Origin of the sequence: Micromonospora sp. NPDC085948 (genome assembly GCF_040686315.1) — a bacterium.
In the GTDB taxonomy this organism is placed as follows: Bacteria; Actinomycetota; Actinomycetes; order Mycobacteriales; family Micromonosporaceae; genus Micromonospora.
Map to the genome: position 1 here is coordinate 186,454 of NZ_JBFBJW010000008.1, position 22,968 is coordinate 209,421.

General features: G+C 73.3%; 18 protein-coding genes and 1 pseudogene. 13 read left to right on the forward strand and 6 right to left on the reverse strand.

What is annotated here, in order from left to right:
• Positions 1-27: 27 nt before the first annotated feature.
• Both AB0O48_RS21830 and AB0O48_RS21835 read left to right on the forward strand, forming a co-directional pair.
• Complete coding sequence (locus AB0O48_RS21830) at positions 28-1,809, forward strand: ABC transporter ATP-binding protein (protein ID WP_357251149.1); 1,782 nt, start codon at positions 28-30, stop codon at positions 1,807-1,809.
• 92 nt (positions 1,810-1,901) lie between these two features.
• On the forward strand, positions 1,902-2,651 hold the full coding sequence (locus AB0O48_RS21835; RefSeq protein WP_357251152.1) for a DUF2470 domain-containing protein: 750 nt from the start codon (positions 1,902-1,904) through the stop codon (positions 2,649-2,651).
• A 3-nt stretch (positions 2,652-2,654) separates the two neighbouring features.
• On the opposite strand, the gene AB0O48_RS21840 is transcribed toward AB0O48_RS21835, so the two are convergent.
• From AB0O48_RS21840 to AB0O48_RS21850, 3 genes are all read right to left on the reverse strand, one after another.
• Entirely contained in the window at positions 2,655-3,251 is a 597-nt protein-coding gene (locus AB0O48_RS21840; protein ID WP_357571497.1) for a TetR family transcriptional regulator, read from the reverse strand.
• Positions 3,252-3,346: 95 nt separating this feature from the next.
• Positions 3,347-4,102, reverse strand: coding sequence for an ABC transporter permease (locus tag AB0O48_RS21845; protein ID WP_357251158.1), 756 nt, complete (start codon positions 4,100-4,102; stop codon positions 3,347-3,349).
• Positions 4,099-4,854: an ABC transporter ATP-binding protein gene (locus AB0O48_RS21850; RefSeq protein WP_357251161.1), complete on the reverse strand. Its 756-nt coding sequence runs from the start codon at positions 4,852-4,854 to the stop codon at positions 4,099-4,101. The genes AB0O48_RS21845 and AB0O48_RS21850 overlap by 4 nt, the downstream gene beginning before the upstream one ends.
• Positions 4,855-5,410: 556 nt before the next feature.
• Here AB0O48_RS21850 and AB0O48_RS21855 point away from each other — a divergent pair.
• The 4 genes and pseudogenes from AB0O48_RS21855 to AB0O48_RS21870 form a co-directional block, all read left to right on the forward strand.
• A pseudogene (locus tag AB0O48_RS21855) lies at positions 5,411-5,734 on the forward strand (phosphoribosyl-AMP cyclohydrolase); the annotation flags it as partial.
• Positions 5,735-5,914: 180 nt separating this feature from the next.
• Entirely contained in the window at positions 5,915-6,346 is a 432-nt protein-coding gene (gene hisI / locus AB0O48_RS21860; RefSeq protein WP_357251429.1) for a phosphoribosyl-AMP cyclohydrolase, read from the forward strand.
• A 58-nt stretch (positions 6,347-6,404) separates the two neighbouring features.
• A complete protein-coding gene (locus tag AB0O48_RS21865) occupies positions 6,405-7,958 on the forward strand; it encodes an anthranilate synthase component I (protein ID WP_357251164.1) in 1,554 nt (517 codons plus the stop codon).
• Positions 7,959-8,073: 115 nt separating this feature from the next.
• On the forward strand, positions 8,074-8,664 hold the full coding sequence (locus tag AB0O48_RS21870) for a Trp biosynthesis-associated membrane protein (RefSeq protein WP_357251167.1): 591 nt from the start codon (positions 8,074-8,076) through the stop codon (positions 8,662-8,664).
• A 28-nt stretch (positions 8,665-8,692) separates the two neighbouring features.
• On the opposite strand, the gene AB0O48_RS21875 is transcribed toward AB0O48_RS21870, so the two are convergent.
• Positions 8,693-8,962, reverse strand: a complete 270-nt coding sequence (locus tag AB0O48_RS21875; RefSeq protein ID WP_357251170.1) for a hypothetical protein — start codon at positions 8,960-8,962, stop codon at positions 8,693-8,695.
• A 487-nt stretch (positions 8,963-9,449) separates the two neighbouring features.
• Here AB0O48_RS21875 and trpC point away from each other — a divergent pair, with 487 nt between their 5' ends.
• From trpC to trpA, 3 genes are read left to right on the forward strand one after another with little or no spacing between them, the layout of a single operon-like run.
• Entirely contained in the window at positions 9,450-10,253 is an 804-nt protein-coding gene (trpC, locus tag AB0O48_RS21880; RefSeq protein ID WP_357251431.1) for an indole-3-glycerol phosphate synthase TrpC, read from the forward strand.
• A gap of 34 nt (positions 10,254-10,287) precedes the next feature.
• Entirely contained in the window at positions 10,288-11,526 is a 1,239-nt protein-coding gene (gene trpB, locus AB0O48_RS21885) for a tryptophan synthase subunit beta (RefSeq protein WP_357251173.1), read from the forward strand.
• A 1-nt stretch (position 11,527) separates the two neighbouring features.
• The gene (trpA, locus tag AB0O48_RS21890) at positions 11,528-12,331 is read left to right on the forward strand and encodes a tryptophan synthase subunit alpha (RefSeq protein WP_357251176.1); all 804 of its coding nucleotides are present in this window, start codon (positions 11,528-11,530) and stop codon (positions 12,329-12,331) included.
• A 60-nt stretch (positions 12,332-12,391) separates the two neighbouring features.
• Here the strand turns inward: trpA and AB0O48_RS21895 are convergent, their stop codons facing one another.
• A complete protein-coding gene (locus AB0O48_RS21895; RefSeq protein ID WP_357571501.1) occupies positions 12,392-12,982 on the reverse strand; it encodes an NUDIX hydrolase in 591 nt (196 codons plus the stop codon).
• A 101-nt stretch (positions 12,983-13,083) separates the two neighbouring features.
• Between AB0O48_RS21895 and lgt the strand changes: the two genes are divergently transcribed.
• Entirely contained in the window at positions 13,084-14,256 is a 1,173-nt protein-coding gene (gene lgt, locus AB0O48_RS21900; RefSeq protein ID WP_365067926.1) for a prolipoprotein diacylglyceryl transferase, read from the forward strand.
• A gap of 15 nt (positions 14,257-14,271) precedes the next feature.
• Positions 14,272-15,459, forward strand: coding sequence for an NAD(P)/FAD-dependent oxidoreductase (locus AB0O48_RS21905; protein WP_365067928.1), 1,188 nt, complete (start codon positions 14,272-14,274; stop codon positions 15,457-15,459).
• A 177-nt stretch (positions 15,460-15,636) separates the two neighbouring features.
• On the opposite strand, the gene AB0O48_RS21910 is transcribed toward AB0O48_RS21905, so the two are convergent.
• The gene (locus AB0O48_RS21910; RefSeq protein ID WP_357374373.1) at positions 15,637-16,482 is read right to left on the reverse strand and encodes a GNAT family N-acetyltransferase; all 846 of its coding nucleotides are present in this window, start codon (positions 16,480-16,482) and stop codon (positions 15,637-15,639) included.
• Between the two features lie 164 nt (positions 16,483-16,646).
• Here AB0O48_RS21910 and gltB point away from each other — a divergent pair, with 164 nt between their 5' ends.
• On the forward strand, positions 16,647-21,332 hold the full coding sequence (gene gltB / locus AB0O48_RS21915) for a glutamate synthase large subunit (RefSeq protein WP_365068031.1): 4,686 nt from the start codon (positions 16,647-16,649) through the stop codon (positions 21,330-21,332).
• Complete coding sequence (locus AB0O48_RS21920) at positions 21,325-22,860, forward strand: glutamate synthase subunit beta (RefSeq protein ID WP_365067933.1); 1,536 nt, start codon at positions 21,325-21,327, stop codon at positions 22,858-22,860. The genes gltB and AB0O48_RS21920 overlap by 8 nt, the downstream gene beginning before the upstream one ends.
• The last annotated feature ends 108 nt before the right edge of the window (positions 22,861-22,968 follow it).

Sequence of the window (22,968 nt, forward strand, 5' to 3'; positions counted from 1 at the left end):
CGCAGTCGCGAACGAAAGGCGGGTCCGGTGAGCGTAAAGACGTCTGAGACCGCTGAGAAGCAGGAGACGACCTGGCAGACCCTGCGCCGGGGTCTGGCGCTCTCTCCGGAGCTGCGGACCGGCCTGGCCGGCACCCTGGCGCTGGCGTTGGTCTACATGGTCGGTCGGGTGGCCGTGCCGGTCGCCGTGCAGCAGGGCATCGACCGCGGCCTCGTCGGTGGTCTGGACCTCGACGTGGTGTGGACGGTGGTGGCGGTCACCGCCGCGATCCTGGCGGTCACGACGGTCTGCGGTTATCTGATGATGCGCCGGCTGTTCACGGTCAGCGAGACGGCGCTGGCCAACGTCCGGACGCGGGCGTTCCGGCACGTGCACGACCTGTCGATGTTGCACCAGCAGTCGGAGCGGCGGGGCTCGTTGGTCTCGCGGGTCACCAGCGACGTCGACCAGATCACCCAGTTCCTCCAGTGGGGCGGGGTGATCCTGCTGGTCAACCTCGGTCAGCTGGTGGTCACCACCGCCGTGATGCTCGCGTACTCCTGGCAGTTGACCCTTGTGGTGCTGGCCGCGTTCCTGCCGGCGGTGTTCATCATCCGGCAGTTGCAGCAGCGGCTGGGCTCGGCGTACGCGACGGTGCGTCAGCGCACCGGCACGCTGCTCGGCACGATCGGCGAGAGCGTGGTGGGCGCGCCGGTGATCCGGGCGTACGGGATCGCGGGCCGCACCGAGCGGCGGTTGGACGAGGCGATCGACGCGCAGCGTCTGGCGCAGCAGCGGGCGATCCGGATCAGCATCGTGGGCAGCTCGGTCGGCGAGCTGGCGGCGGGGCTCGCGCTGGCGGGTGTGGTGGTGCTCGGGGTGACGCTGGGGGTGGACGGCACGCTGTCGATCGGCCAGTTGACCGCGTTCCTGTTCCTGGTGACGCTCTTCATCCAGCCGGTGCAGATCGCCACCGAGGTGCTCAACGAGGCGCAGAACGCGATCGCCGGCTGGCGTCGGGTGCTGGATGTGCTGGACGTCGCCCCCGACGTGGCCGACCCGGGGGAGCAGGGGCGCAAGCTGCCGGCCGGGCCGCTGGACATCCGGTTCGCCGGTGTGCGGTTCGCCTATCCGGGTGGCCCGCCGGTGCTGCACGACATCGACCTGGAGATCCCGGCGAAGAGCCGGGTGGCGGTGGTCGGCGAGACCGGCAGCGGCAAGACGACCTTCGCCAAGTTGCTGACCCGTCTGATGGACCCGTCGGCCGGGGCGGTGCTGCTGTCCGGGGTGCCGTTGGCGGAGGTGCGGTTCGACTCGCTGCGCTCCCGGGTGGTGATGGTGCCGCAGGACGGGTTCCTCTTCGACGCGACGGTGGGGGACAACGTCCGGTTCGCCCGGCCGGAGCTGACCGACGAGGAGCTGAGCGCGGCCTTCACCGAGCTGGGCCTGTCGGACTGGCTGGAGGGTCTCCCGGCGGGTCTGGACACACCGGTCGGGGAGCGCGGCGAGGCGCTCAGCGTCGGTGAGCGGCAGTTGGTCGCGTTGGCCCGCGCGTACGTGGCCGATCCGGACCTGTTGGTGCTGGACGAGGCGACGAGCGCGGTGGACCCGGCGACCGAGGTGCGTCTGCAACGCACCCTGGACGCGGTCACCCGGGGCCGGACGACCCTCGCGATCGCGCACCGGCTCTCCACGGCGCAGGCCGCCGACGAGGTCATCGTGGTGGACCGGGGGCGGGTGGTGCAGCGCGGCCCGCACGACGAGTTGGTCCGCGACGCCGACTCGGTATATGGCCTGCTCTATGCCTCGTGGTTGGAGCAGACCCGGTGAGCTGTCCCGGCTACGCGAGGGTGGTGGACGCCGACGGCCGGGTGCTCTAGGCTCCGGGTTAGGTAAGCCTAACCTTCGAAGGAGGTCGCGCCATGCGGCCCAAGCCCGCCGAGATCGTCCGTACCCTCGTCGCCGGCCGCCTGCCCGGTCTCGTCCATCTCGCGCACCGGCCGGGCCCGCACCACGCCCGGCACGTGACCGACCCGGACGGGCGGGTGCTGCTGCTGGTGCCGGTGGCCAGCCACCTGGCCGCCGCGCTCCAGCCGGTCGCCGGGGCCAGCGACATCGCGGTGGTGCTCGACGTGCTCGACCTGCCGCCCGCCGCCGGTGCGCCGGGTCTGGGTCGCGCCTGGGTCTCCGGCTGGGCGGGCGAGTTGCACGGCGACGAGGCTCGCCGGGCGGCGCTCGACTTCGCAGCGGTGGAGCCGACCGGCGACCTGCTCGACCTGGGCACCCGGTTCCGGCTGTTCCGCTTCGAGGTGGTCGAGGTCCGCTGGGAGCGCGCCGGCGCCGTGCGCCGGATCGACCCGGGGGAGTACGCCGAGGCCGAGCCGGACCCGGTGCACCCGGTCGAGGCGCGTCTGCTCGCCGACCTCGCCGAGCGCCACGGCGCCCAGGTGACCGCGTACCTGCGCCGGCAGCTCGGGTTGACCGAGCAGACCCTCGACGGGCCGCCCCGGGTGGTGCGCATCGACCGCTACGGGCTGGTGGTCGCCCTCGGCCACCCCGGCGCCCGACGTCGGATCCGGTTGGCCTTTCCCGGCCCGGTGGCCGACCCGGCCGACCTGCCGCGACTGCTCCCACCGCTGCGCCTGCCCGCCAGCGCTCAGCCGCCGCGCTGACGGTCAGGTCGGCAGGGGGCCGGTGAGGTAGCGCTGGATCGTCGGGCCGATCGCGGCGACGAGGGTCTCCGGGTCCGCCGAGGCGACCGGCTCCAGGCGCACCACGTACCGCATCATGGCCAGGCCGATCATCTGGGTGGCCACCAGGGAGCCGCGCAGCGGTAGCTCGGCCGGATCCACGTCGAGGTTCTCCAGCACCCGGCGCAGCACCTGGGTGGTGACGAACTCGCGCAGCAGTCGGGCGGTCCACTCGTTGCTCACCGCGGAGCGCAGCAGTGCCTGCGCGGCGCTGCCGGTCGGGGAGTCCCAGACGCCGAGGAAGATGCGCACCATCCGCTCACCGGCGCCGTCCCGGTCACCGGCGAGCACCTTCGGCACCAGCTGACCGGGATCGACCGGAAAATCCATCGCGGTCCGGAAGAGCTGGTCCTTGCTGCCGAAGTAGTGGTGCACCAGCGCCGGGTCGACCTCCGCCGCGCCGGCGATGGCCCGGATCGAGGCGGCGTCGAAGCCCCGTTCGGCGAACGCCGTCCGCGCCGCGTCGAGAATCGCCTCCCGGGTGCCCGGTTTGCCGGGTCGCCGGCCGGTTCGCCGCGTCATCGCCGCCCTTCGTTCGTCCGCCTGGCCCGTCGTGGGCCGGCCCTGCCCGCGCCGGGGTCGGCCGCCGCGCCGGCCGCCGCCCCCGGCGCCGGCCGTCAGCCGCTGCGTCGGCGCAGGGTGGCCGCCGCGAGCACCAGCGCCAGCACCACCGCACCGAGCACCACCGCCACGTCCCGCCACATCGTGCCGGTCGGCTCGGCGTGGGCGCCGACCTCCTGCAACGCCTCGATGGCGTACGAGAGGGGGAAGGCGTCACTGAGTGCCTGGAGCCAGCCGGCCATCTGGTCACGGGCCACGAACAGCCCGCAGAGCAGCAGTTGGGGGACCACCACGACTGGCAGGAACTGTACTGCCTGGAACTCGGTCCGCGCGAAGGCGCTGCACAGCAGCCCGAGGGCGACACCGAGCACGGCGTCGACGACGGCGATCCCGATCACCAGTCCGATGCTGCCGGCGGTCTCCAGGTCGAAGACCCAGTACGCGACGGCGGCGGCGACGGCCGCCTGCACGGCGGCGGCCAGCCCGAACGCGATGCCGTACCCGAAGAGCAGGTCGAGCTTGCCCAGCGGTGTGGTGAGCAGACGTTCCAGGGTGCCGGAGGTGCGTTCGCGGAGCATGGCGATGCTGGTCACCAGGAACATGATCACGAAGGGGAAGATGCCCAGCATCACCAACGCGACCCGGTCGAACGTCGTCGGCTGGCCGGGTGGGGTCGGCTGGTCGGCGTACATGAAGTAGACCAGGGTGAGCAGGACGGCCGGCACCACCACGAGCAGCGCGATCGTCCGCCGATCGTGCCGGAGCTGACGCAGGATGCGGCCGGTGGTGGCCGCCAGGATCCGGGGGTTCATGACTGCTCCTGTGCGGCGTTCGAAACGGTGGTGGTGGGACCCGCCTCGCCGGCCCGGATCAGGCGCAGGAACGCCTCGTCGAGATCGTCCACACCGGCGGCGGCGCGGATGGCGGCCGGGCTGTCGTCGGCGATCAACCGTCCCTGGCGGATCAGCAGCAACCGGTCGCAGCGGGCCGCCTCGTCCATCACGTGACTGGACACCAGCAGGGTGGTGCCCGCGGCGGCCATCGCGTGGAACCGGGCCCACAGGTCGGCCCGCAGCACCGGATCCTGACCGACTGTCGGCTCGTCGAGAATGACCAGCTCCGGCTCCCCGACCAGGGCGCAGGCCAGCGAGGCCCGGCTGCGTTGACCGCCGGAGAGGGTGGCGACCAGTTGACCGGCGGCCTCGGCCAGGCCGACATCGCTGATCGCCCGGTCGGCCTCGACCCGTCCGCGCCCGTAGAGGGCCGCGAAGTAGCGGGCGTTCTCCCGGACGGTCAGGTCGGCGTAGACGCTCGGCGCCTGGGTCAGGTAACCCACCCGGTGCCGCAGCGCCGGGGTGCCCGCCGGTTGGCCCAGCACGGTGACCGTGCCGCCGCTGACCACCTGCACCCCGACCACGGCGCGCATGAACGTGGTCTTGCCACTGCCGCTGGGGCCGAGCAGCCCGGTGACGGCCCCACGGGGGACCTGGCAGCTGATGCGGTCCAGCACCCGCCGCCCGCCCCGGTCGACGACCAGGTCGCGGACGCCTATCGCGTCGTCCATCACGTGCCTCCCAAGAAACTCATCATCTGTTGAACTCAACGCTAGATGAAATACTGCCTTCGGTGCAACGGCGGGACCGGCGATCGGCCAGCTACCGTGCATCGAGCATGAGAACGGGCAGTAGGCTTCGGACCGGACAGCGAGTCCGCCAACGGGCATTGCGCGCTGATCGGACGTACGGCACGATGGCGCCGTGGGTCACGCTCCGTTACCGAATAGCGGTTTTTTCGAGGACTGGGCCGCGCGGTTGCGGCAGACCGTCGAGCGGCCGGTCGTCGGCATCCTGCTGCGCGGCAGCCACGCCCGCCGAGCGGCCACCGCGCACAGCGACGTCGACCTCGACGTGCTGGTCGGCGGCGCGCCGTACGCGGCGCGGCAGGCGTACCTGGCCGAATCCGCAGGTCGGGTCACCCACGTCTCGGTCGCCGCCCGCGACGTCCGCTCCTGGGTGCACCGGCTCGGCGAACCGGCCGACTGGGCGTTCGGGCTGCCGGTCACCGCGCCGGCGCGGCTGCTCTGGGCCGACCCGCACTGGCGGCCCCGGATCGACCTGCCGGTGCTCTGCCAGCCCGCCGAACCACCCCGACTCGAGGAGCTGATCGCCACGCTCGGTAAGGCAGCGGCCGCCCGGTCCGCCCACGACCGCCTCGGGGTCCGGCTCGCCGTCGCCGACCTGGCCCGACTCTGCCCGTCGGTGCTGCGCCCCGCGAACCCGTCGGTGCGGGTCCACTCCCGCCGGGCGGCCTTCGCGGCGGCCCTGGACCTGCCGGTGGCCCCACCGGGCTACCGGGCGGACATGCTGCTCTGCCTCGGGCTCCGACCGGGCGCCACCGGCCAACTGTGGGCCGCCGCCGTCCGGCTCGTCGCCGGCACCCTGCCGTTGATCCGACCGTACGCCGAGGAGATCGCCGAGGCGGCCGGGGCGGACCTGGCCGCCGCCCTGCTCGACGGCCGGCTGGACCGTTACGTGGCCCAGTTGGCCCGGCCGGACGGACCCGCGCCGCAGCCCTGCCGGGAGCGGTCACCGGTGCCCGCGCCACGTGCGGGACACTTGGACACTGTGTCCGTACCTGACTCGCCGGCGACCGGCGTCCCCAGCGCTCCGAGCGACCCGGTGGCCTCCGGGTCGGCCCGCCCGTCCCGACTCGACGCGGCCATCGCCGCCCGACTGCGCCGTACCGCCGACGGTCTGGTCGCCGCGGTGGTCCGCGCGCACGACTCCGGCGAGGTGCTGATGGTCGCCTGGATGGACGACGAGGCACTGCACCGCACCCTCACCACCGGTCGGGCCACCTACTGGTCGCGCAGCCGACGCGAATACTGGGTCAAGGGGGCCACCTCCGGGCACCACCAGTACGTCCGATCGGTCGCGCTGGACTGCGACGGAGACGCGCTGCTGGTCAGCGTGGACCAGGTCGGCGCGGCCTGCCACACCGGCCAGCGGACCTGCTTCTTCACCGAGTTGCCCGTCACCTCCCCGGAGGCACGGTGAGCGCGCGCGGCGCAGCCCGGCGCAGTCCCGCAGCCGCGAACGAAAGGCAGACCCAGCCATGACCGACGGCACCGTCAGCCCCGACCTGGGCACATTCACGGAGCTGGCCGCCGACTGGCGGGTGGTGCCGGTGACCCGGCGGCTCCTGGCCGACGCGGAGACGCCGGTCGGGGTCTACCGGAAGCTGGCCGGTGGACCGGGCACGTTCCTGCTGGAGTCGGCCGAGCAGGGCGTCGGCTCGGCCGGCCTGGCCTGGTCGCGGTACTCGTTCATCGGCGTCCGCAGCAGCGCCACCCTCGTCGAGCGCGACGGCGTGGCGACCTGGCTCGGCACGCCGCCGGCGGGGCTGCCCACCGGCGGTGACCCGGTGCGGGTGCTGCGGGAGACGGTGGCGGCGCTCGCCGGCCCGGTCGGGGACCCGTCCGACGGTCTGCCGCCGCTGACCGGGGGCATGGTCGGCTACCTCGGGTACGACCTGGTCCGCCGGTTCGAGCGGCTGCCCGAGCTGACCGAGGACGACCTCGGCGTGCCGGAGTTGGGCATGATGCTCGCCACCGACCTGGTGGTGCTCGACCACTACGACGGCTCGGCGATCCTGGTCGCCAACGCGGTGCTGCCGCCGCTGGACGCCCCGGACCGCGCCCCGCAGGTCGCCGCCGCGTACCACCACGCGGTGGGCCGACTCGACGCGATGACCACGGCGCTGTCCCGGCCCATCCCGCCGATGATCTCCACCGTCGAGCGTCCGACGGCCGGGGAGGTGCTCTGCCGTACGCCCGACGGCGGCTACCCGAAGGCGGTGGAGGCCGCCAAGGAGGCGATCCGGGCCGGTGAGTGCTTCCAGATCGTGCTCTCCCAGCGCTTCGAGCGCTCGACGCACGCCGACCCGCTGGACGTCTACCGGGTGCTGCGCACCAGCAACCCCAGCCCGTACATGTACCTGCTGCGCTTCGACGGGTTCGACATCGTCGGCTCGTCCCCGGAGGCGCACCTGAAGGTCACCGGCGGCGCGGACGGGCGGCGTCGGGCGTTGCTGCACCCGATCGCCGGCACCCGGCCGCGCGGTGGCACCCCGGCCGCCGACGCCGTGCTCGCCGCTGAACTGCTCGCCGACCCCAAGGAACGCGCCGAGCACGTGATGCTCGTCGACCTCGGCCGCAACGACCTGGGCCGGGTGTGTCAGCCCGGCAGCGTGGAGGTGCCCGAGTTCGCCACCATCGAGCGGTACAGCCACGTCATGCACATCGTCTCCACCGTCACCGGCACGCTGCGTGATGACCAGAGCGCGTTCGACGCGCTCGCCGCGACCTTCCCGGCCGGGACCCTCTCCGGTGCGCCGAAGGTGCGGGCCATGGAGATCATCGAGGAGTTGGAGCCGGTCCGCCGGGGCCTCTACGGCGGCACGGTGGGCTACTTCGGCTTCGGTGGCGACCTGGACATGGCGATCGCCATCCGGACCGCGCTCATCCGTGACGGCCGCGCCTACGTGCAGGCCGGGGCCGGGGTGGTGGCCGACTCGGACCCGGCCGCCGAGGACCAGGAGACGCGGAACAAGGCCGCCGCCGTACTGGCGGCGATCGCCGCCGCCGAAACATTGCGGCCAGCCCGGTGAGCGCGAGGAGTGCAGCGCAGCGGAGCCCCGCAGTCGCGAACGAAAAGCCGGCACCGGTGAGCGCGAGGAGTGCAGCGCAGCGGAGCCCCGCAGTCGCGAACGAAAGGCCAGCCCGATGAGGGATGGTGAGCGGTCCGTCGGGGGCCGGCGTGAGTTGACGTACGCCGTACTTCTCTGTCTGGTCGGCGCGGCCCTGGCGCTGTGGGCCGCGACGCGGACCTGGTCGGTCGAGCTGACCGTGCGCCCGGCGCCGCTGCCGCCGGTCCGCGACACGCACAGCGGTGCCGGGCTGCTGCCCTGGCTGCCGGCGTTGGCCCTGGTGACGTTGGCCGGCGGTGGCGCGCTGCTGGCTACCCGGGGTCGGCTGCGGCAGGTGCTCGGTGCGCTGCTCGGTGTGCTCGCTCTGGCCGTGGCGGCCGGCGGTGGGTACGGGCTGGGTGTGGACGTCGACGGCTCGGTGAGCCGGCAGTGGCCGGTGCTCTGCCTGCTCGGCGGCCTGCTGGCCGCTGCGGGCGGTTTCTGGACGGCGGTGCGCGGTGGCGGCTGGCCCGCGATGGGTGCCCGCTACGAGCGGCCGGCCCGCACCGCCCCGCAGGCCGCGCCCGCGCCGACCGGCGCATCGGAGTCGCCCGCGCCGATGGCCGGGCGACGGACCACCGAGGCGTGGGACGCGCTGGATCGGGGTGAGGACCCGACGGCCGAGTGAGGGCGACGGCAGCTACGACAGGTGGGTGTCAGCCGACCGGTTGACGGTCCGGCCGCGGTCGCTGGCTGGCGGCGCGGGCGGCGGTCAGTTCGGCCACCAGGCGGTTCAGTTCGGCGCGCTGGTCGGCGCGGGCCCGGTCGGCGCAGACCGCCTCCCAGGCGTTGCCACGCGCCGTGCGCATCCGCCCCTCGCCCACCACGGCCCGTTCCACGGTGTGCACCACACCGACGGCGAGCGATGCCACCGTCCGCGAGATGGTCGTCAGGCCGATTGTCGCTTGCGGCTCGGACATGCTCATGGTCACCTCGCACGAGGAGTTGCGACGGTCGGGGCAGGCGCGTCATCGAGTCTGCCCGAGGACGATGCTGGCCGGCTGACGTTTCGCCGTCGTGACCGCCGGGTCAACTGTCCCGCCTCGGCCGTGACCAGGGGCCGTCCGTTCGGCCTTGAGATTGCTCACAACATCGACCGACGCCGTTGTCGTCGGGCGCGGGCGGGGAACTGGTGGCATGATCGATGCATCGGCACGGTCTGACCGCGGCCGCCAGGCTCCATACCGCGTTGCGATTGTCGATACGGGAGGTGGCGCTGCGTGACATACCGTTCACGGCAAGTCGGCCATTATGCCGCAGCCCTTTTCGTGAGCAGCGCCATACCCCCGGCATTCGGCGTCGGTCGGCTGCCCCTAGCATCGGCCCATGACGCCCGGAGAGGGGAGTCCGTTGGTGACTGCTGAGCATGCGCACGCGGAGGGGGACGAGGCCGGTCAGGCAGCGTCCGTAAGCGTGCTCGACGAGATTCTGGCTGGCGTGCGTGAGGACGTCGCCCGACGCCAGGAGCAGGTTCCGCTGGAGCGGATCCGTGAACTGGCAGCGGCGGCGCCGCCGCCGCTGGACGCGTACGCGGCGTTGCGTAAGCCCGGCGTCGCCGTGATCGCCGAGGTGAAGCGCTCGTCGCCGTCCAAGGGGCGGCTGGCCGAGATCGCCGATCCGGCCGACCTGGCGGTCGACTACGCCGCCGGTGGGGCGCGGGCGATCAGTGTGCTGACCGAGGGGCGCTGGTTCGGTGGCTCACTCGACGACCTGGCGGCCGTTCGGGCCGCGGTCAGCGTGCCCGTGCTGCGCAAGGACTTCGTGGTCTCCAGCTACCAGATCCACGAGGCGCGCGCGCACGGCGCCGACCTGGTGCTGCTGATCGTCGCCGCGCTCGAGCAGAACGTGCTGATGGGCCTGCTGGAGCGGATCGAGTCGCTGGGCATGACCGCTCTGGTCGAGGTGCACGACGAGGAAGAGGCCGACCGCGCGCTGGAGGCGGGCGCTCAGGTGATCGGGGTCAACGCCCGTGACCTGCGTACCCTGGAGGTCGACAGGTCGGTGTTCGAGCGGATCGCACCCGGCCTGCCCAGCAGCGTCGTCAAGATCGCCGAGTCCGGCGTTCGTGGTCCGCACGACCTGATCCGGTACGCCTCCGCGGGTGCTGACGCGGTCCTCGTGGGCGAGGGCCTGGTCACGCAGAAGAGTCCTCGCGAGGCGGTCGCCGAGCTGGTCAACGCGGGTAATCACCCGGCAACGCCCCGGCCGGTGCGCTGACCTCGCACCGGACGCCCCACCGAGAGGATTTCCGATGAGCGCCGACGCGCTGGCCCCGGTGGCCGGCCCGCAGCCCGACTCCGCCGGCCACTTCGGCCGCTTCGGCGGTCGGTTCGTTCCCGAGGCCCTGGTGGCCGCGCTCGACGAGCTCGACGGGGCGTGGCGCACGGCCATGGCGGACGAGTCCTTCCGGGCCGAGTTCGGCGCGCTGCTGCGCGACTACGCGGGCACGCCGTCGCTGCTCTACGAGGCCCGGCGGTTCTCCGCGAAGGTCGGGGCGCGGGTGTTGCTCAAGCGTGAGGACCTCAACCACACGGGCGCGCACAAGGTTCGTAACGTGCTCGGCCAGGCGCTGCTCACCAAGCGGATGGGCAAGACCCGGGTGATCGCCGAGACCGGCGCCGGCCAGCACGGCGTGGCCACCGCGACGGCCGCCGCCCTGTTCGACCTGGAGTGCGTGGTCTACATGGGCCAGGTCGACACCGAGCGGCAGGCGCTCAACGTGGCCCGGATGCGGATGCTCGGCGCCACCGTCGTGCCGGTCACCAACGGCTCGCGCACCCTCAAGGACGCGATGAACGAGGCGATGCGCGACTGGGTGGCGAACGTCGACGAGACGCACTACCTGATCGGCACCGCCGCCGGTCCGCACCCGTTCCCGGCGATGGTCCGCGACTTCGTCCGGGGCATCGGTGACGAGGCCCGTCAGCAGTGCCTCGACCTGACCGGCGCGCTGCCGGACGCGGTCACCGCCTGCGTCGGCGGCGGCTCCAACGCGCTGGGCATCTTCCACGCGTTCGTCGGCGACGACGACGTGCGGCTGTACGGGTTCGAGGCCGGCGGCGACGGCGTGGCCACCGGCCGGCACGCGGCCAGCATCACGGGTGGGTCGGCCGGTGTCCTGCACGGCACCCGCACCTACGTGTTGCAGGACGCCGACGGGCAGACGCTGGAGTCGCACTCGATCTCCGCCGGTCTGGACTACCCGGGCGTGGGGCCCGAGCACGCCTGGCTGCACGACACCGGCCGGGCGAGTTACCTCCCGGTCACCGACGTCGAGGCGATGGCCGCCTTCGAGCTGCTGTGCCGCACGGAGGGGATCATCCCGGCGATCGAGAGCGCCCACGCGCTCGCCGGCACCGTCGCGCTGGGTCCGAAGCTCGCCGCCGAGCTGGGTCGGGAGCCCACCATCGTGGTCAACCTCTCCGGTCGGGGCGACAAGGACGTGCACACCGCCGGCGACTACTTCGGCATCCTCGACAAGGAGCGGTGAGATGAGCCGGATCGGGGTGGCCTTCGACAAGGCCCGCGCCGACGGACGGGCCCTGCTGATCGGCTGCATGCCGGCCGGGTTCCCGAGCGTCGACGGCAGCATCGCCGCGATGACCGCCATGGTCGAGGCCGGTGTCGACGTCATCGAGGTGGAGATTCCCTACTCCGACCCGGTGATGGACGGGCCGGTGATCCAGAAGGCCAGCGACATCGCGCTGGCCGGCGGCGTCCGCACCAGGGACACCCTGCGCATCATCGAGGCGGTGGCGGCCACCGGCGCTCCGGTGGTCACCATGACCTACTGGAACCCGGTCGAACGGTACGGCGTGGACGTGTTCGCCCGTGACCTCGCCGCCGCCGGTGGCACCGGCCTGATCACTCCCGACCTCATTCCCGACGAGGCGGCCGAGTGGCTGGCCGCCTCGGACGCACACGGACTGGACCGCACGTTCCTGGTCTCCCCGTCGTCCACCGACGCGCGGCTGGCGATGACCGTGCAGCACTGCCGCGGTTTCGTCTACGCGACAGCGGTCATGGGTGTCACCGGCGCCCGGGCGCGTACCTCGGACGCCGCGCCGACGCTTGTCTCCCGGGTCCGGGAGGTCACCGACCTGCCGGTGGGTGTCGGTCTCGGCGTGGGCACGGGTGCGCAGGCCGGCACCGTCGCCGGTTACGCCGACGGGGTGATCGTCGGCAGTGCGCTGATCAGGTGTCTGCTCGACGCGCCCACCGAGGCGGAGGGGCTGGCTTCCCTGCGTGCCCTCAGTGCCGAACTCGCCGAGGGCGTCCGCAACCCCACCCGCTGACCCCACCCGCGGCGAGGGATTCGCGTCCCTGCGGCGGGCCTCGGGTCGCTGACGGAATCGTCAGTGGCGCCGGGACGGGTCCGCGGCCTCGCCGCGTTGCTCGGGTGGCTGCCCCACTCCCGACCGCCCGTCCGGGCTGGTCGCCGTTCGGTCCTGCTCGGCTGGGCGAGCGGCTGGCGGCGAGGTCTCGGTGGGGCCGGGCAGCGGCGGGACGTCGCGGAGCATGCCGGAGCGGCCGGCGGTCGCGTCGGCGACGGCGGCCCGGGTGAGCGGGGTGACCGCCTCGGGCAGCGCGTCGGGGGAGTGCCAGGACAACCGACAACCCGGCAGGGGGTCGGCGGGCGGGTGGCCGTCGGTGGCGCACGCCCGAAAGACGTGCACGAGTACGTCGGGCAGCGGCCCGACGCGCCCGGGCGACGTCTGCCCGGTGGGGCCGCTCAGGTGGTAGACGCCGACCAGGTCGACCAGCTCGATCTCCCAACCGGTCTCCGCGCGGATGTCCCGTAGGGCCGCCCGCACCGGGCTCTCGGCCGGACGCAGCCGCCCACCGGGCAACGCGTAGCGGCGTTCTCCCCGGCCCTGCTGGCAGAGCAGCACCTGGCCGGTGTCGTCGGTGACGACCGCGGCGACCGCCCAGGTGAGCGCGCTCATGGACAAAGAGCGTACGGGGGCGCAAACCAGAAGTCACCGAGATGCGCGCTCCCGTGCCCGGGGTGCCGCTACGGGGGTGTGCAGCGGTAGCGTGTGCACCCGTGACCCTCGCCTCGCTGTCCCCCCAGGCGGCCCTGCCCAGTCCCAGCACCGCGGTCTGGCAACTCGGGCCGGTGCCGATCCGGGCGTACGCGCTCTGCATCATCGCCGGCATCGTGCTGGCCTGCTGGGTGACGGAGCGCCGGCTGCGGCAGCGCGGCGTCGCGCCCGGCGCGGTGCTCGACATCGCCGTCTGGGCGGTGCCGGCCGGCATCATCGGCGCCCGGATCTACCACGTCGTCACCTCACCGGAGAAATACTTCGGCGCCGGTGGGGATCCGATGAAGGCCTTCGCCATCTGGGAGGGCGGTCTCGGCATCTGGGGCGCCGTCGCCGGTGGGGCGGTCGGTGCGTACATCGCCGCCCGGCAGCTCGGCATCCCGTTCGGCGTGGTGGCCGACGCGGTGGCACCCGGGCTGGCGCTGGCCCAGGCGGTCGGCCGGGTCGGCAACTGGTTCAACAACGAGCTGTTCGGTGGCCGCACCACGCTGCCGTGGGGCCTGCAGATCCACCGGATGGATCCGGACAACCCGGGGCACGCGCTGCGGGACGACGCCGGGCAGCCGATCCTCGAACCGGGCCTCTACCAGCCGACCTTCCTCTACGAGGCGCTGTGGAACCTCGGCGTCGTCGCCCTGGTCCTTCTCCTGGACCGCCGGCTGAAGCTGGGCCGTGGTCGCGCGTTCGCCCTCTACGTGATGGGCTACACCGTCGGCCGGTTCTGGATCGAGATGATGCGCACCGACGAGGCCAACCAGATTCTGGGCGTACGACTGAACGTCTGGACCGCCGGCCTGGTCTTCCTCGGCGCGTTGATCTACTTCGTCCGGGTGCGCGGCCCGCGGGACTACCTGATCCCGCTCGGCGCGGTGGCGACGCCGACCCCGCCTCCCACCTCCGACCTGTCCCAGATCGACCTCTCGGAGCGGGAGACCCCCGCGCGGGCCACCGCCCCGGAGGGCTACCGGGTGGTCAGCGAGGAGCAGTACGCCGCCTGGCAGGACACCGGCGTCATCCCAGCGGAGCCGGCCACCGACCAGGGCGCCGAGCCGCTCGATGACGCGTCGTCGGTCGACGGCCCGTCGACCGACGACGAGCCGGTGGACGACCCGTCGGGTGTGCGTACCGACCGGGCCGACGCCGCAGGCGTGCGGCCCGCCGACCGGGACAGCTGAGCGGGGGCGGCACCGATGCGAAGCGCGGTGGTGGTCGGCGCGGGGGTCGGTGGCCTCGCGGTGGCCGGTGCGCTGGCCCGTTCGGGCTGGCAGGTCACCGTGCTGGAACACGCCGAACGGATTCGCCCCGAGCCGACCGCCGTGGTGCTCTGGCCCAACGGCGTCCGCGCGTTGCAGGCCCTCGGCCTCGGCGCGGGTCTGACCGCCATCGCCACCCCGCTGTCCGACGGCGGGGTCCGTCGCCCGGACGGGCACTGGCTCGTGCAGCCCCGGCCCATCCCGGCCGACCGGATGCCGGTGGTGGTGCACCGCGAAGACCTGCACGACGCGCTGATCGCGGGCCTCGGTGAGCGGGTCGAGCTGCGTACCGGCGTGACCGTGCGCCACGTCCGCGTCGAGCCGGGCGAGCGACCGGGGGTCAGCGACGGGCGGCAGACCATCGAGGCCGACTTGGTGGTCGCCGCCGACGGCACCGACAGCGGCATCCGCCGCCAACTCGCGCCCGAGTCCCGGGTGGTCAGCTCCGGCTGCGCCGCGTGGCGGGCCGTCATTCCCTGGTACCAGGCGCCGCGGCTGCCCGACGACCAACCGCTGGTCGGTGAGATCCTCGGTGCCGGTTACCGGTTCGTGGCCGCGTCGTTGGGTGAGCGCGGCTCCTCGGGTGGGTCCACCCGGGGCGGGATCTACTGGGTGGCCACTGCCGCCGGCGCTCCTCGCCCGGAACCCCCGGAGACCCAGCTCGCCCTGCTGCGCCGCTGGTACGCGGGCTGGCCCGCCCCGATCGGCGCGCTGCTCGACGCCACCGACCCGGCCGACCTGGTCCAGCAGGAGGTCCGCGAGCTGCGTCCGCTGCCCCGTGCGTACGGCTTCCCCGTTGGGCCGGGCGGGGTGGTGCTGCTCGGCGACGCGGCGCACGCCATGCCGCCGCACCTCGGGCAGGGCGCCTGCCTCGCGTTCGAGGACGCCGCCACGCTCGCCTCGCTGCTGCGCGAGGCTCGACTGCCCGACGCGGTGCAGGCGTACGACCGGATTCGTCGCCCCCGGGCCACGACCGTGGTCCGGCAGACCCGGCGGATGTCGGCGGTGCTCCAGGCCCGGGGCCGGTTGGCGTTGCGCGCCCGCGACGCCGCACTCGGCACGATCAACACGCGGCTGCTCTCCAGCGCCGCCGCCTCGGCCGCCCAGTGGCGTCCCCCGGCCTGACCCACCCCACCCCACCCCACCCCACCCCACACCCGCACACCCGCGCCGATCTTGCACTTTCTGTCGCCGATACGCGTTAGATATCCGTTTTTGTCGCGGCAGAAAGTGCAAGATCGCGCGGCGGGGCGGGGCGCGTCGGGGCGGGGCGCGTCGCGGCGGGGCGGGCGGCGTGAGCGGTCAGGCGATGAGCGCGGCGGGTTCGGCGATGCAGGCGGTGCCGATGCGGCGGAACCCCACCCGCAGGTAGACCCGGGCGATGTCGTCGCTGCCCGCGGAGAGAAAGATCAGGTCGGTGCCGGCCGCGTGCAGCTCCCGGGCGAGGGTGGCGGTGAGTGCGGCGCCCAGCCCGCGCCGCCGGGCGGCCGGCAACGTGGCCACGCCGGCGATCTCCGCGACGTCGCCCACGCGCATGGCCATGCCGCTGGCCAGCGCCCCGTCGGTCGCCGTCCCGGCGAGCGCGGAGATCCGTCGGCCGTCGGCGATCCGGGTCCGCTCCTCGTCGAGCGCGGCCAACTCCAGTTCGGTGACCGCGGCGTCCCGCTCGGCCGGACCGGCCGCACCGGGCGCGGTGCCGGCGGCGGCGAACGACACCGCTGCCACCGCGCGTCGGGCCGCGACGTCGGCGGCGAAGCCGGGGGAGTCGGCCGCCAGCACCCGCACCGCCGCGTCGGACAGGGTCGCCGGGTCGGGCAGCGCGGCCGGGTCGAGGACCATCAGCGGCGCCTCCAGCACGTGCAGCCCCGCCGAGCGGGCCACCGCCAGCAGCTCGGGAGTCGTCTCGTGCACCCACTCGAAGGCTTCCGGCAGACCCAGCTCGCGCTGCCGCCCGCGGACCGAGGTCACGTCGGCGAGCGACGGCGGCTCGGCGGCCCCGATCCGGGGGCGTGCGTAGAACGGCCAGCCGGCACCTTCGCGCACGAACAGCACCAGCCCGCCATGATCCTCCGCAGCGGCGACGTCGCGGGGCACCGCGTCGTAGAAGCGTTCCAACCGGTCGAAGACGTCCTTGTGTAGCGGATCCACCGCGCGAGACTACACGTCCCAGCCTGTGGACGGTGTGATCAATCTCAGGTGGCTGTGCGAGCCGGGCCCTAACGTAGACTCAATAGACCCACGGGCCGACGTCGTCCCCTGCATGATCAACCTGAGTGACGACAGGAGGCCCGGTGGCTCAGCCGTACGCGGAAATGACACAGCCGCACCCGCACAGCCCGCAGGCGTCCCCGATGCCCGGCACCCGCCCGTCCGCCCAGGGCCTCTACGACCCCGTGCAGGAGCACGACGCCTGCGGGGTGGCCTTCGTGGCGGACCTGCACGGTCGCCGTTCCCACGCGGTCGTCGCCAACGGGCTCGGCGCGCTCTGCCGTCTGGACCACAGGGGTGCCCGGGGCGCGGAGCCCAACACCGGCGACGGCGCGGGCATCATGATCCAGGTGCCGGACACGTTCCTGCGCGCGGCGGCCGACGTGGCGCTACCCCCGGCGGGCGAGTACGCCACCGGGCTCGTCTTCCTCCCCGACGACGACGCCGGCGAGGCGCGTGCCCGGCAGGTGGTCGAGAAGTACGCGCTGGTCGAGGGTGCCGAGGTGCTCGGCTGGCGGGAGGTGCCGATCGCCCCGGAAGGGCTCGGCGAGACCGCCCTGGCGGCGATGCCCCGGGTCCGGCAGGTCTTCGTGGCCGCGCGCCGGCTCACCGGCTCACCGGCCGGCCCGGCCGGTGACGCGCTGAGCGGCATCGAGCTGGACCGGGTGGCGTTCTGCCTACGCAAGCAGGCCGAACGGGAGACCGCCGAGCGGGGCGTGCCGGCGTACTTCCCGTCGCTGTCCAGCCGGACGATGGTCTACAAGGGAATGCTCACCCCCGACCAGCTTCCGGCGTTCTACCCGGACCTGCGCGACGAGCGGGTGGACAGCGCCATCGCGCTCGTGCACTCCCGCTTCTCCACCAACACGTTCCCGTCCTGGCCGCTGGCGCACCCGTACCGGTTCATCGCCCACAACGGTGAGATCAACACCATCCGGGGCAACCGCAACTGGATGCAGGCCCGCGAGGCGCTCCTGCGCTCGCCGAACGTGCCGGGCAACATCCGGCGGGTCTTCCCGGTCTGCACCCCCGCCGCCTCCGACTCGGCGAACTTCGACGAGGTCCTGGAGTTGCTGCACCTGGCCGGGCGGAGTCTGCCGCACGCGGTGCTCATGATGATCCCCGAGGCCTGGGAGAACGACCCGGGCATGGAGCCGGCCAAGCGTGCCTTCTACCGCTTCCACGCCAGCCTCATGGAGCCGTGGGACGGGCCGGCCTCGGTGGCCTTCACCGACGGCGAGATCGTCGGCGCGGTGCTGGACCGCAACGGCTTGCGCCCGGGGCGCTGGTGGCAGACCGACGACGGGCTCGTGGTGCTCGGCTCCGAGGCGGGCGTGCTCGACCTCGACCCGGCGCACGTGGTCGCGAAGGGGCGGCTCCAGCCGGGCCGGATGTTCCTGGTCGACACCGTGGCCGGCCGGATCGTGCACGACGAGGAGATCAAGTCCGAGTTGGCCGCCGCCCAGCCGTACGGTGAATGGCTGCACGCCGGGCTGATCGAGCTGGGTGACCTGCCTCCCCGCGCGCACACCGTCTACACCCACGACTCGGTGCGCCGCCGGCAGCAGACCTTCGGCTACACCGAGGAGGAGCTGAAGATCCTGCTCGCGCCGATGGCCCGTACCGGCGCCGAGCCGCTCGGCTCGATGGGCACGGACACCCCGATCTCGCCGTTGTCCACCCGGCCGCGGCTGCTCTACGACTACTTCCATCAGCTCTTCGCCCAGGTCACCAACCCGCCGCTGGACGCCATCCGCGAGGAGTTGGTGACCAGCCTGGCGTCGACGATCGGGCCGGAGGGCAACCTGCTCGACCCGGGCGCGGCGAGCTGTCGGCAGATCGTGCTGCCGCACCCGGTGATCGACAATGACGAGCTGGCCAAGATCCTCTCCATCGACGAGGACGGCGACCTGCCCGGCTTCAAGGCGGTCCGGGTGTCCGGCCTGTACCGCATCCGGGAGGGCGCCGCCGGGATCAAGGCACGGCTGACCGAGATCTGCCGGCACGTCTCCGAGGCCATCGAGGACGGCGTCCGCATCCTGGTGCTCTCCGACCGGGACTCCAACGCCGACCTGGCGCCGATCCCGTCGTTGCTGCTCACCGCCGCCGTGCACCAGCACCTGGTGCGGGAGCAGACCCGCACCCAGGCGGCGCTGATCGTGGAGTCCGGCGACTGCCGGGAGGTGCACCACGCGGCGGTCCTGATCGGCTACGGCGCGGCGGCGGTCAACCCGTACCTGGCGTTCGAGTCCGTCGAGGACATGATCGCCACCGGCGCGCTCGTCGGGGTGGAACCAGCCGCCGCGGTGCGCAACTACGCCAAGGCGCTCGGCAAGGGCGTTTTGAAGATCATGTCGAAGATGGGCATCTCGACGGTCTCGTCCTACTGCGGCGCGCAGGTCTTCGAGGCGGTCGGCCTGGAAACCCGGCTGGTCGAGCGCTATTTCCGGGGCACCCCCAGCCGGATCGGCGGGGTCGGCCTGGCGGGCGTACACACCGAGGTCGCGGCACGGCACGCGCTGGCCTGGCCCCCGGCCGGCACCGCGGCGTCCGCCCGACTGGAGGTCGGCGGCGAGTACCAGTGGCGCCGCGAGGGTGAGCTGCACCTGTTCAACCCGGAGACGGTCTTCCTGTTGCAGCACGCCACCCGCAGCCGGCAGTACGACGTCTTCCGGCAGTACACCGCGAAGGTCGACGCGCTCGCCGCGCAGGCCGGCTCGTTGCGGGGGTTGTTCACCCTGCGTACCGGGCTGCGCCCGGCGGTGCCGATCGAGGAGGTCGAGCCGGCCACCGAGATCGTCAAGCGCTTCGCCACCGGCGCCATGTCGTACGGGTCGATCTCGGCGGAGGCGCACGAGACGCTCGCCATCGCGATGAACCGCCTCGGCGGAAAGTCCAACACCGGTGAGGGCGGCGAGGACGTCGACCGACTGCACGACCCGAGGCGCCGCTCGGCGGTCAAGCAGATCGCCAGCGGCCGGTTCGGGGTGACCAGCGAATACCTGGTCAACGCGGACGACCTCCAGATCAAGATGGCCCAGGGCGCCAAGCCCGGTGAGGGCGGTCAGCTGCCCGGCAACAAGGTCTGGCCGTGGATCGCCCGCACCCGGCACGCCACGCCCGGCGTGGGTCTGATCTCCCCGCCGCCGCACCACGACATCTACTCCATCGAGGACCTCGCCCAGCTGGTGCACGACCTCAAGTGCGTCAACCCGGCGGCTCGGGTGCACGTCAAGCTGGTCAGCGAGTTCGGTGTCGGCACCGTCGCGGCCGGCGTGGCGAAGCTCAAGGCGGACGTCATCCTGATCTCCGGCCACGACGGCGGCACGGGCGCCTCCCCGATGAACTCGCTCAAGCACGCCGGCACCCCCTGGGAGTTGGGGTTGGCCGAGGCGCAGCAGACGTTGCTGCTCAACAAGCTGCGGGACCGGGTCACCGTGCAGGTCGACGGCCAGCTCAAGACCGGCCGGGACGTGCTGGTCGCGGCGCTGCTCGGCGCGGAGGAGTTCGGCTTCGCGACCGCGCCGCTGATCGTCGAGGGCTGCGTGATGATGCGGGTGTGTCACCTGGACACCTGCCCGGTCGGCATCGCCACCCAGAACCCGGTGCTGCGGGAGCGGTTCACCGGCAAGCCGGAGTTCGTGGAGAACTTCTTCCTCTTCCTCGCCGAGGAGGTCCGGGGTTACCTGGCCGAGCTGGGTTTCCGGTCGATCGAGGAGGCGATCGGGCAGTCCGAGGTGCTCGACGTGGCCCCGGCGCTGACGCACTGGAAGGCGCACGGGTTGGACCTGGCGCCCGTCCTGCACCTGCCGGAGCTGCCCGCCGGTGCGGCCCGACGCGGGGTCCGCGCGCAGGACCACGGCCTGGAGCAGGCGCTCGACAACGAGCTGATCGCGCTGGCCCGTCCGGCTCTGACGGACGGGGCGCCGGTGCGGGTCGAGGTGGCGGTGCGCAACGAGCACCGCAGCGTCGGCGCGATGCTCGGCGGCGAGGTGACCCGTCGTTTCGGCGGCGCCGGCCTTCCCGAGGACACCATCGAGTTCGTGCTGCACGGCACGGCTGGGCAGTCGTTCGGCGCGTTCCTGCCGCGCGGGGTGACCCTGCGCCTGCACGGCGACGCCAACGACTACGTGGGCAAGGGCCTCTCCGGGGGCCGGCTCGTCGTCCGTCCGGACGCCGCCGCGCCGTTCCTCGACCCGGACGCCGCGCCGGGGCAGCGGGCCGAGGATCAGATCATCGCCGGCAACACCATCCTGTACGGGGCCACGGCGGGCGAGGTCTTCCTTCGTGGCCGGGTGGGGGAGCGGTTCGCGGTCCGTAACTCCGGCGCGATCGCCGTGGTCGAGGGTGTCGGCGACCACGGCTGCGAGTACATGACCGGCGGCACGGTGGTGGTGCTCGGCGCGACCGGCCGGAACTTCGCGGCCGGCATGTCCGGCGGCACGGCGTACGTGCTCCACCTGGATCGTTCGCGGGTCAACGGGGAGATGGTCGACCTGGCGCCGCTGGGCGAGCAGGAGCAGTCACTGCTGCACGAGCTGGTCCAGCGGCATGTGGCCGAGACCGGCTCGTCGGTCGCCGAGGAGTTGCTCAAGCGCTGGCCGGAGGCGGTGGCCGAGTTCACCGCGGTGGTACCCCGCGACTACCGCCGGGTGCTGGAGATCATGAAGGCCGCCGAAGCCGCCGGCCGCGACGTCGACGACGCGGTGATGAGCGCGCTCAGCGTGCCGTCCGCCGCGCCGGTGCCGCCCGCCCCGCGGGTGGCGGCCCAGGAGGTGGCACGTGCCTGACCCGAACGGTTTCCTGCGCTACGACCGGCGTCTGCCGGCCCGCCGCCCGGTGCCGGTGCGGATCAGCGACTGGCGCGAGGTGTACCCGCCGGCCGGCGAGGAGCTGGTCCGTGAGCAGGCCACCCGCTGCATGGACTGCGGCATCCCGTTCTGCCACGACGGATGCCCACTGGGCAACCGCATCCCGGACTGGAACGACCTGGTCCGCACCGGCAACTGGGACGCCGCGGTGGAGTCGCTGCACGCCACCAACAACTTCCCGGAGTTCACCGGCCGGCTCTGCCCGGCGCCCTGCGAGGCGGCCTGCGTGCTCGGCATCTCCGGCGGGCAGCCGGTGACCATCAAGCAGGTCGAGGTGGAGATCGCCGACGCCGCCGCGGCGCGCGGGTTCGTCCCTCGGCCGGTGCCGGCGCCGTCCGGTCGGTCGGTCGCCGTCGTCGGTTCCGGGCCGGCCGGCCTGGCCGCCGCCCAGCAGTTGGCCCGCGCGGGTCACGCGGTGACCGTGTACGAGCGGGACGACGCGATCGGGGGCCTGCTGCGGTACGGCATTCCCGACTTCAAGTTGGAGAAGCGGCACATCGACGCCCGGCTGGCCCAGCTCGCCGCCGAGGGGGTGCGCTTCCGCACCGGGGTGAACGTCGGGGTGGACGTCACCGCCGAGCAGCTGCGCGCCGAGCATGACGCGGTGCTGCTGGCCGCTGGTGCGTTGCAGGGGCGGGACACGCCGGAGACTCCGGGACGGGCGCTGCGGGGCGTACACCAGGCCATGGCGCATCTCGTCGCGGCGAATCGCGCGGTCGCCACCGCGGCCACCGGCGAGCCGGGCGTCCCGGCCACCGGCGAGGGCCGGCCGGCGCGTGCGCTGCTGCCGGACGGCACCCCGATCGACGCGGCCGGCAAGCACGTGGTGATCATCGGTGGCGGTGACACCGCGGCCGACTGTCTGGGCGTGGCGCACCGGCAGGGCGCCGCTGGCGTGCACCAGCTCGACCTGTACCCGCAGCCGCCGCAGGGGCGCGACGAGGCACGGGACCCGTGGCCGACCTGGCCGTGGGTGCTGCGCAGCTACCCGGCGCACGAGGAGGGCGGCGAGCGGGTCTTCGCCGTCGCGGTGCAGGAGTTCGTGGACGACGGCACCGGCCAGGTGCGGGCGGTGCGGATCGCCGAGGTGACCGTGGAGAAGCGCGACGGCCGGCGGGTCGTCACCGTGGTGCCGGGCTCCGAGCGGGAGTTGCCGGCCGATCTGGTGCTGTTGGCGATCGGCTTCGAGGGCACCGAGCAGCAGCCGTTGCTGGACCAGTTCGGGGTGACCCGTAACGCCCGGGGGGCGGTCGACGCCCGGGACGACTGGCAGACCGACGCCGACGGGGTGTTCGTGGCCGGTGACATGCACCGGGGCGCGTCGCTGATCGTCTGGGCCATCGCCGAGGGGCGGGCGGCGGCCGCCGCCATCCACGGCTATCTGGGCGGTGTCGGTACGCTGCCGGCCCCGGTGGGTCCGGCCGCGCAGGCTCTCGCCGTTCGCTGAGGTGCGGGCGTCCGGTCGGTGGGGCGGTTCTGCCGCCGCACCGGCCGGGCATTCCCGCTGGTGAAGCCACTCACAAAGGTGGGCAAAGAGGTTTAGGCCGGCAAGACT

Excerpts from the sequence above, each read along its gene's own strand:
- AB0O48_RS21835 (WP_357251152.1), top strand. The coding sequence starts at position 1,902 with ATGCGGCCCAAGCCCGCCGAGATCGTCCGTACCCTCGTCGCCGGCCGC.
- AB0O48_RS21840 (WP_357571497.1), bottom strand. The coding sequence starts at position 3,251 with ATGACGCGGCGAACCGGCCGGCGACCCGGCAAACCGGGCACCCGGGAG.
- AB0O48_RS21845 (WP_357251158.1), bottom strand. The coding sequence starts at position 4,102 with ATGAACCCCCGGATCCTGGCGGCCACCACCGGCCGCATCCTGCGTCAG.
- AB0O48_RS21850 (WP_357251161.1), bottom strand. The coding sequence starts at position 4,854 with ATGGACGACGCGATAGGCGTCCGCGACCTGGTCGTCGACCGGGGCGGG.
- AB0O48_RS21865 (WP_357251164.1), top strand. The coding sequence starts at position 6,405 with ATGACCGACGGCACCGTCAGCCCCGACCTGGGCACATTCACGGAGCTG.
- AB0O48_RS21870 (WP_357251167.1), top strand. The coding sequence starts at position 8,074 with ATGAGGGATGGTGAGCGGTCCGTCGGGGGCCGGCGTGAGTTGACGTAC.
- AB0O48_RS21875 (WP_357251170.1), bottom strand. The coding sequence starts at position 8,962 with ATGAGCATGTCCGAGCCGCAAGCGACAATCGGCCTGACGACCATCTCG.
- trpB (WP_357251173.1), top strand. The coding sequence starts at position 10,288 with ATGAGCGCCGACGCGCTGGCCCCGGTGGCCGGCCCGCAGCCCGACTCC.
- trpA (WP_357251176.1), top strand. The coding sequence starts at position 11,528 with ATGAGCCGGATCGGGGTGGCCTTCGACAAGGCCCGCGCCGACGGACGG.
- AB0O48_RS21895 (WP_357571501.1), bottom strand. The coding sequence starts at position 12,982 with ATGAGCGCGCTCACCTGGGCGGTCGCCGCGGTCGTCACCGACGACACC.
- AB0O48_RS21905 (WP_365067928.1), top strand. The coding sequence starts at position 14,272 with ATGCGAAGCGCGGTGGTGGTCGGCGCGGGGGTCGGTGGCCTCGCGGTG.
- gltB (WP_365068031.1), top strand. The coding sequence starts at position 16,647 with ATGACACAGCCGCACCCGCACAGCCCGCAGGCGTCCCCGATGCCCGGC.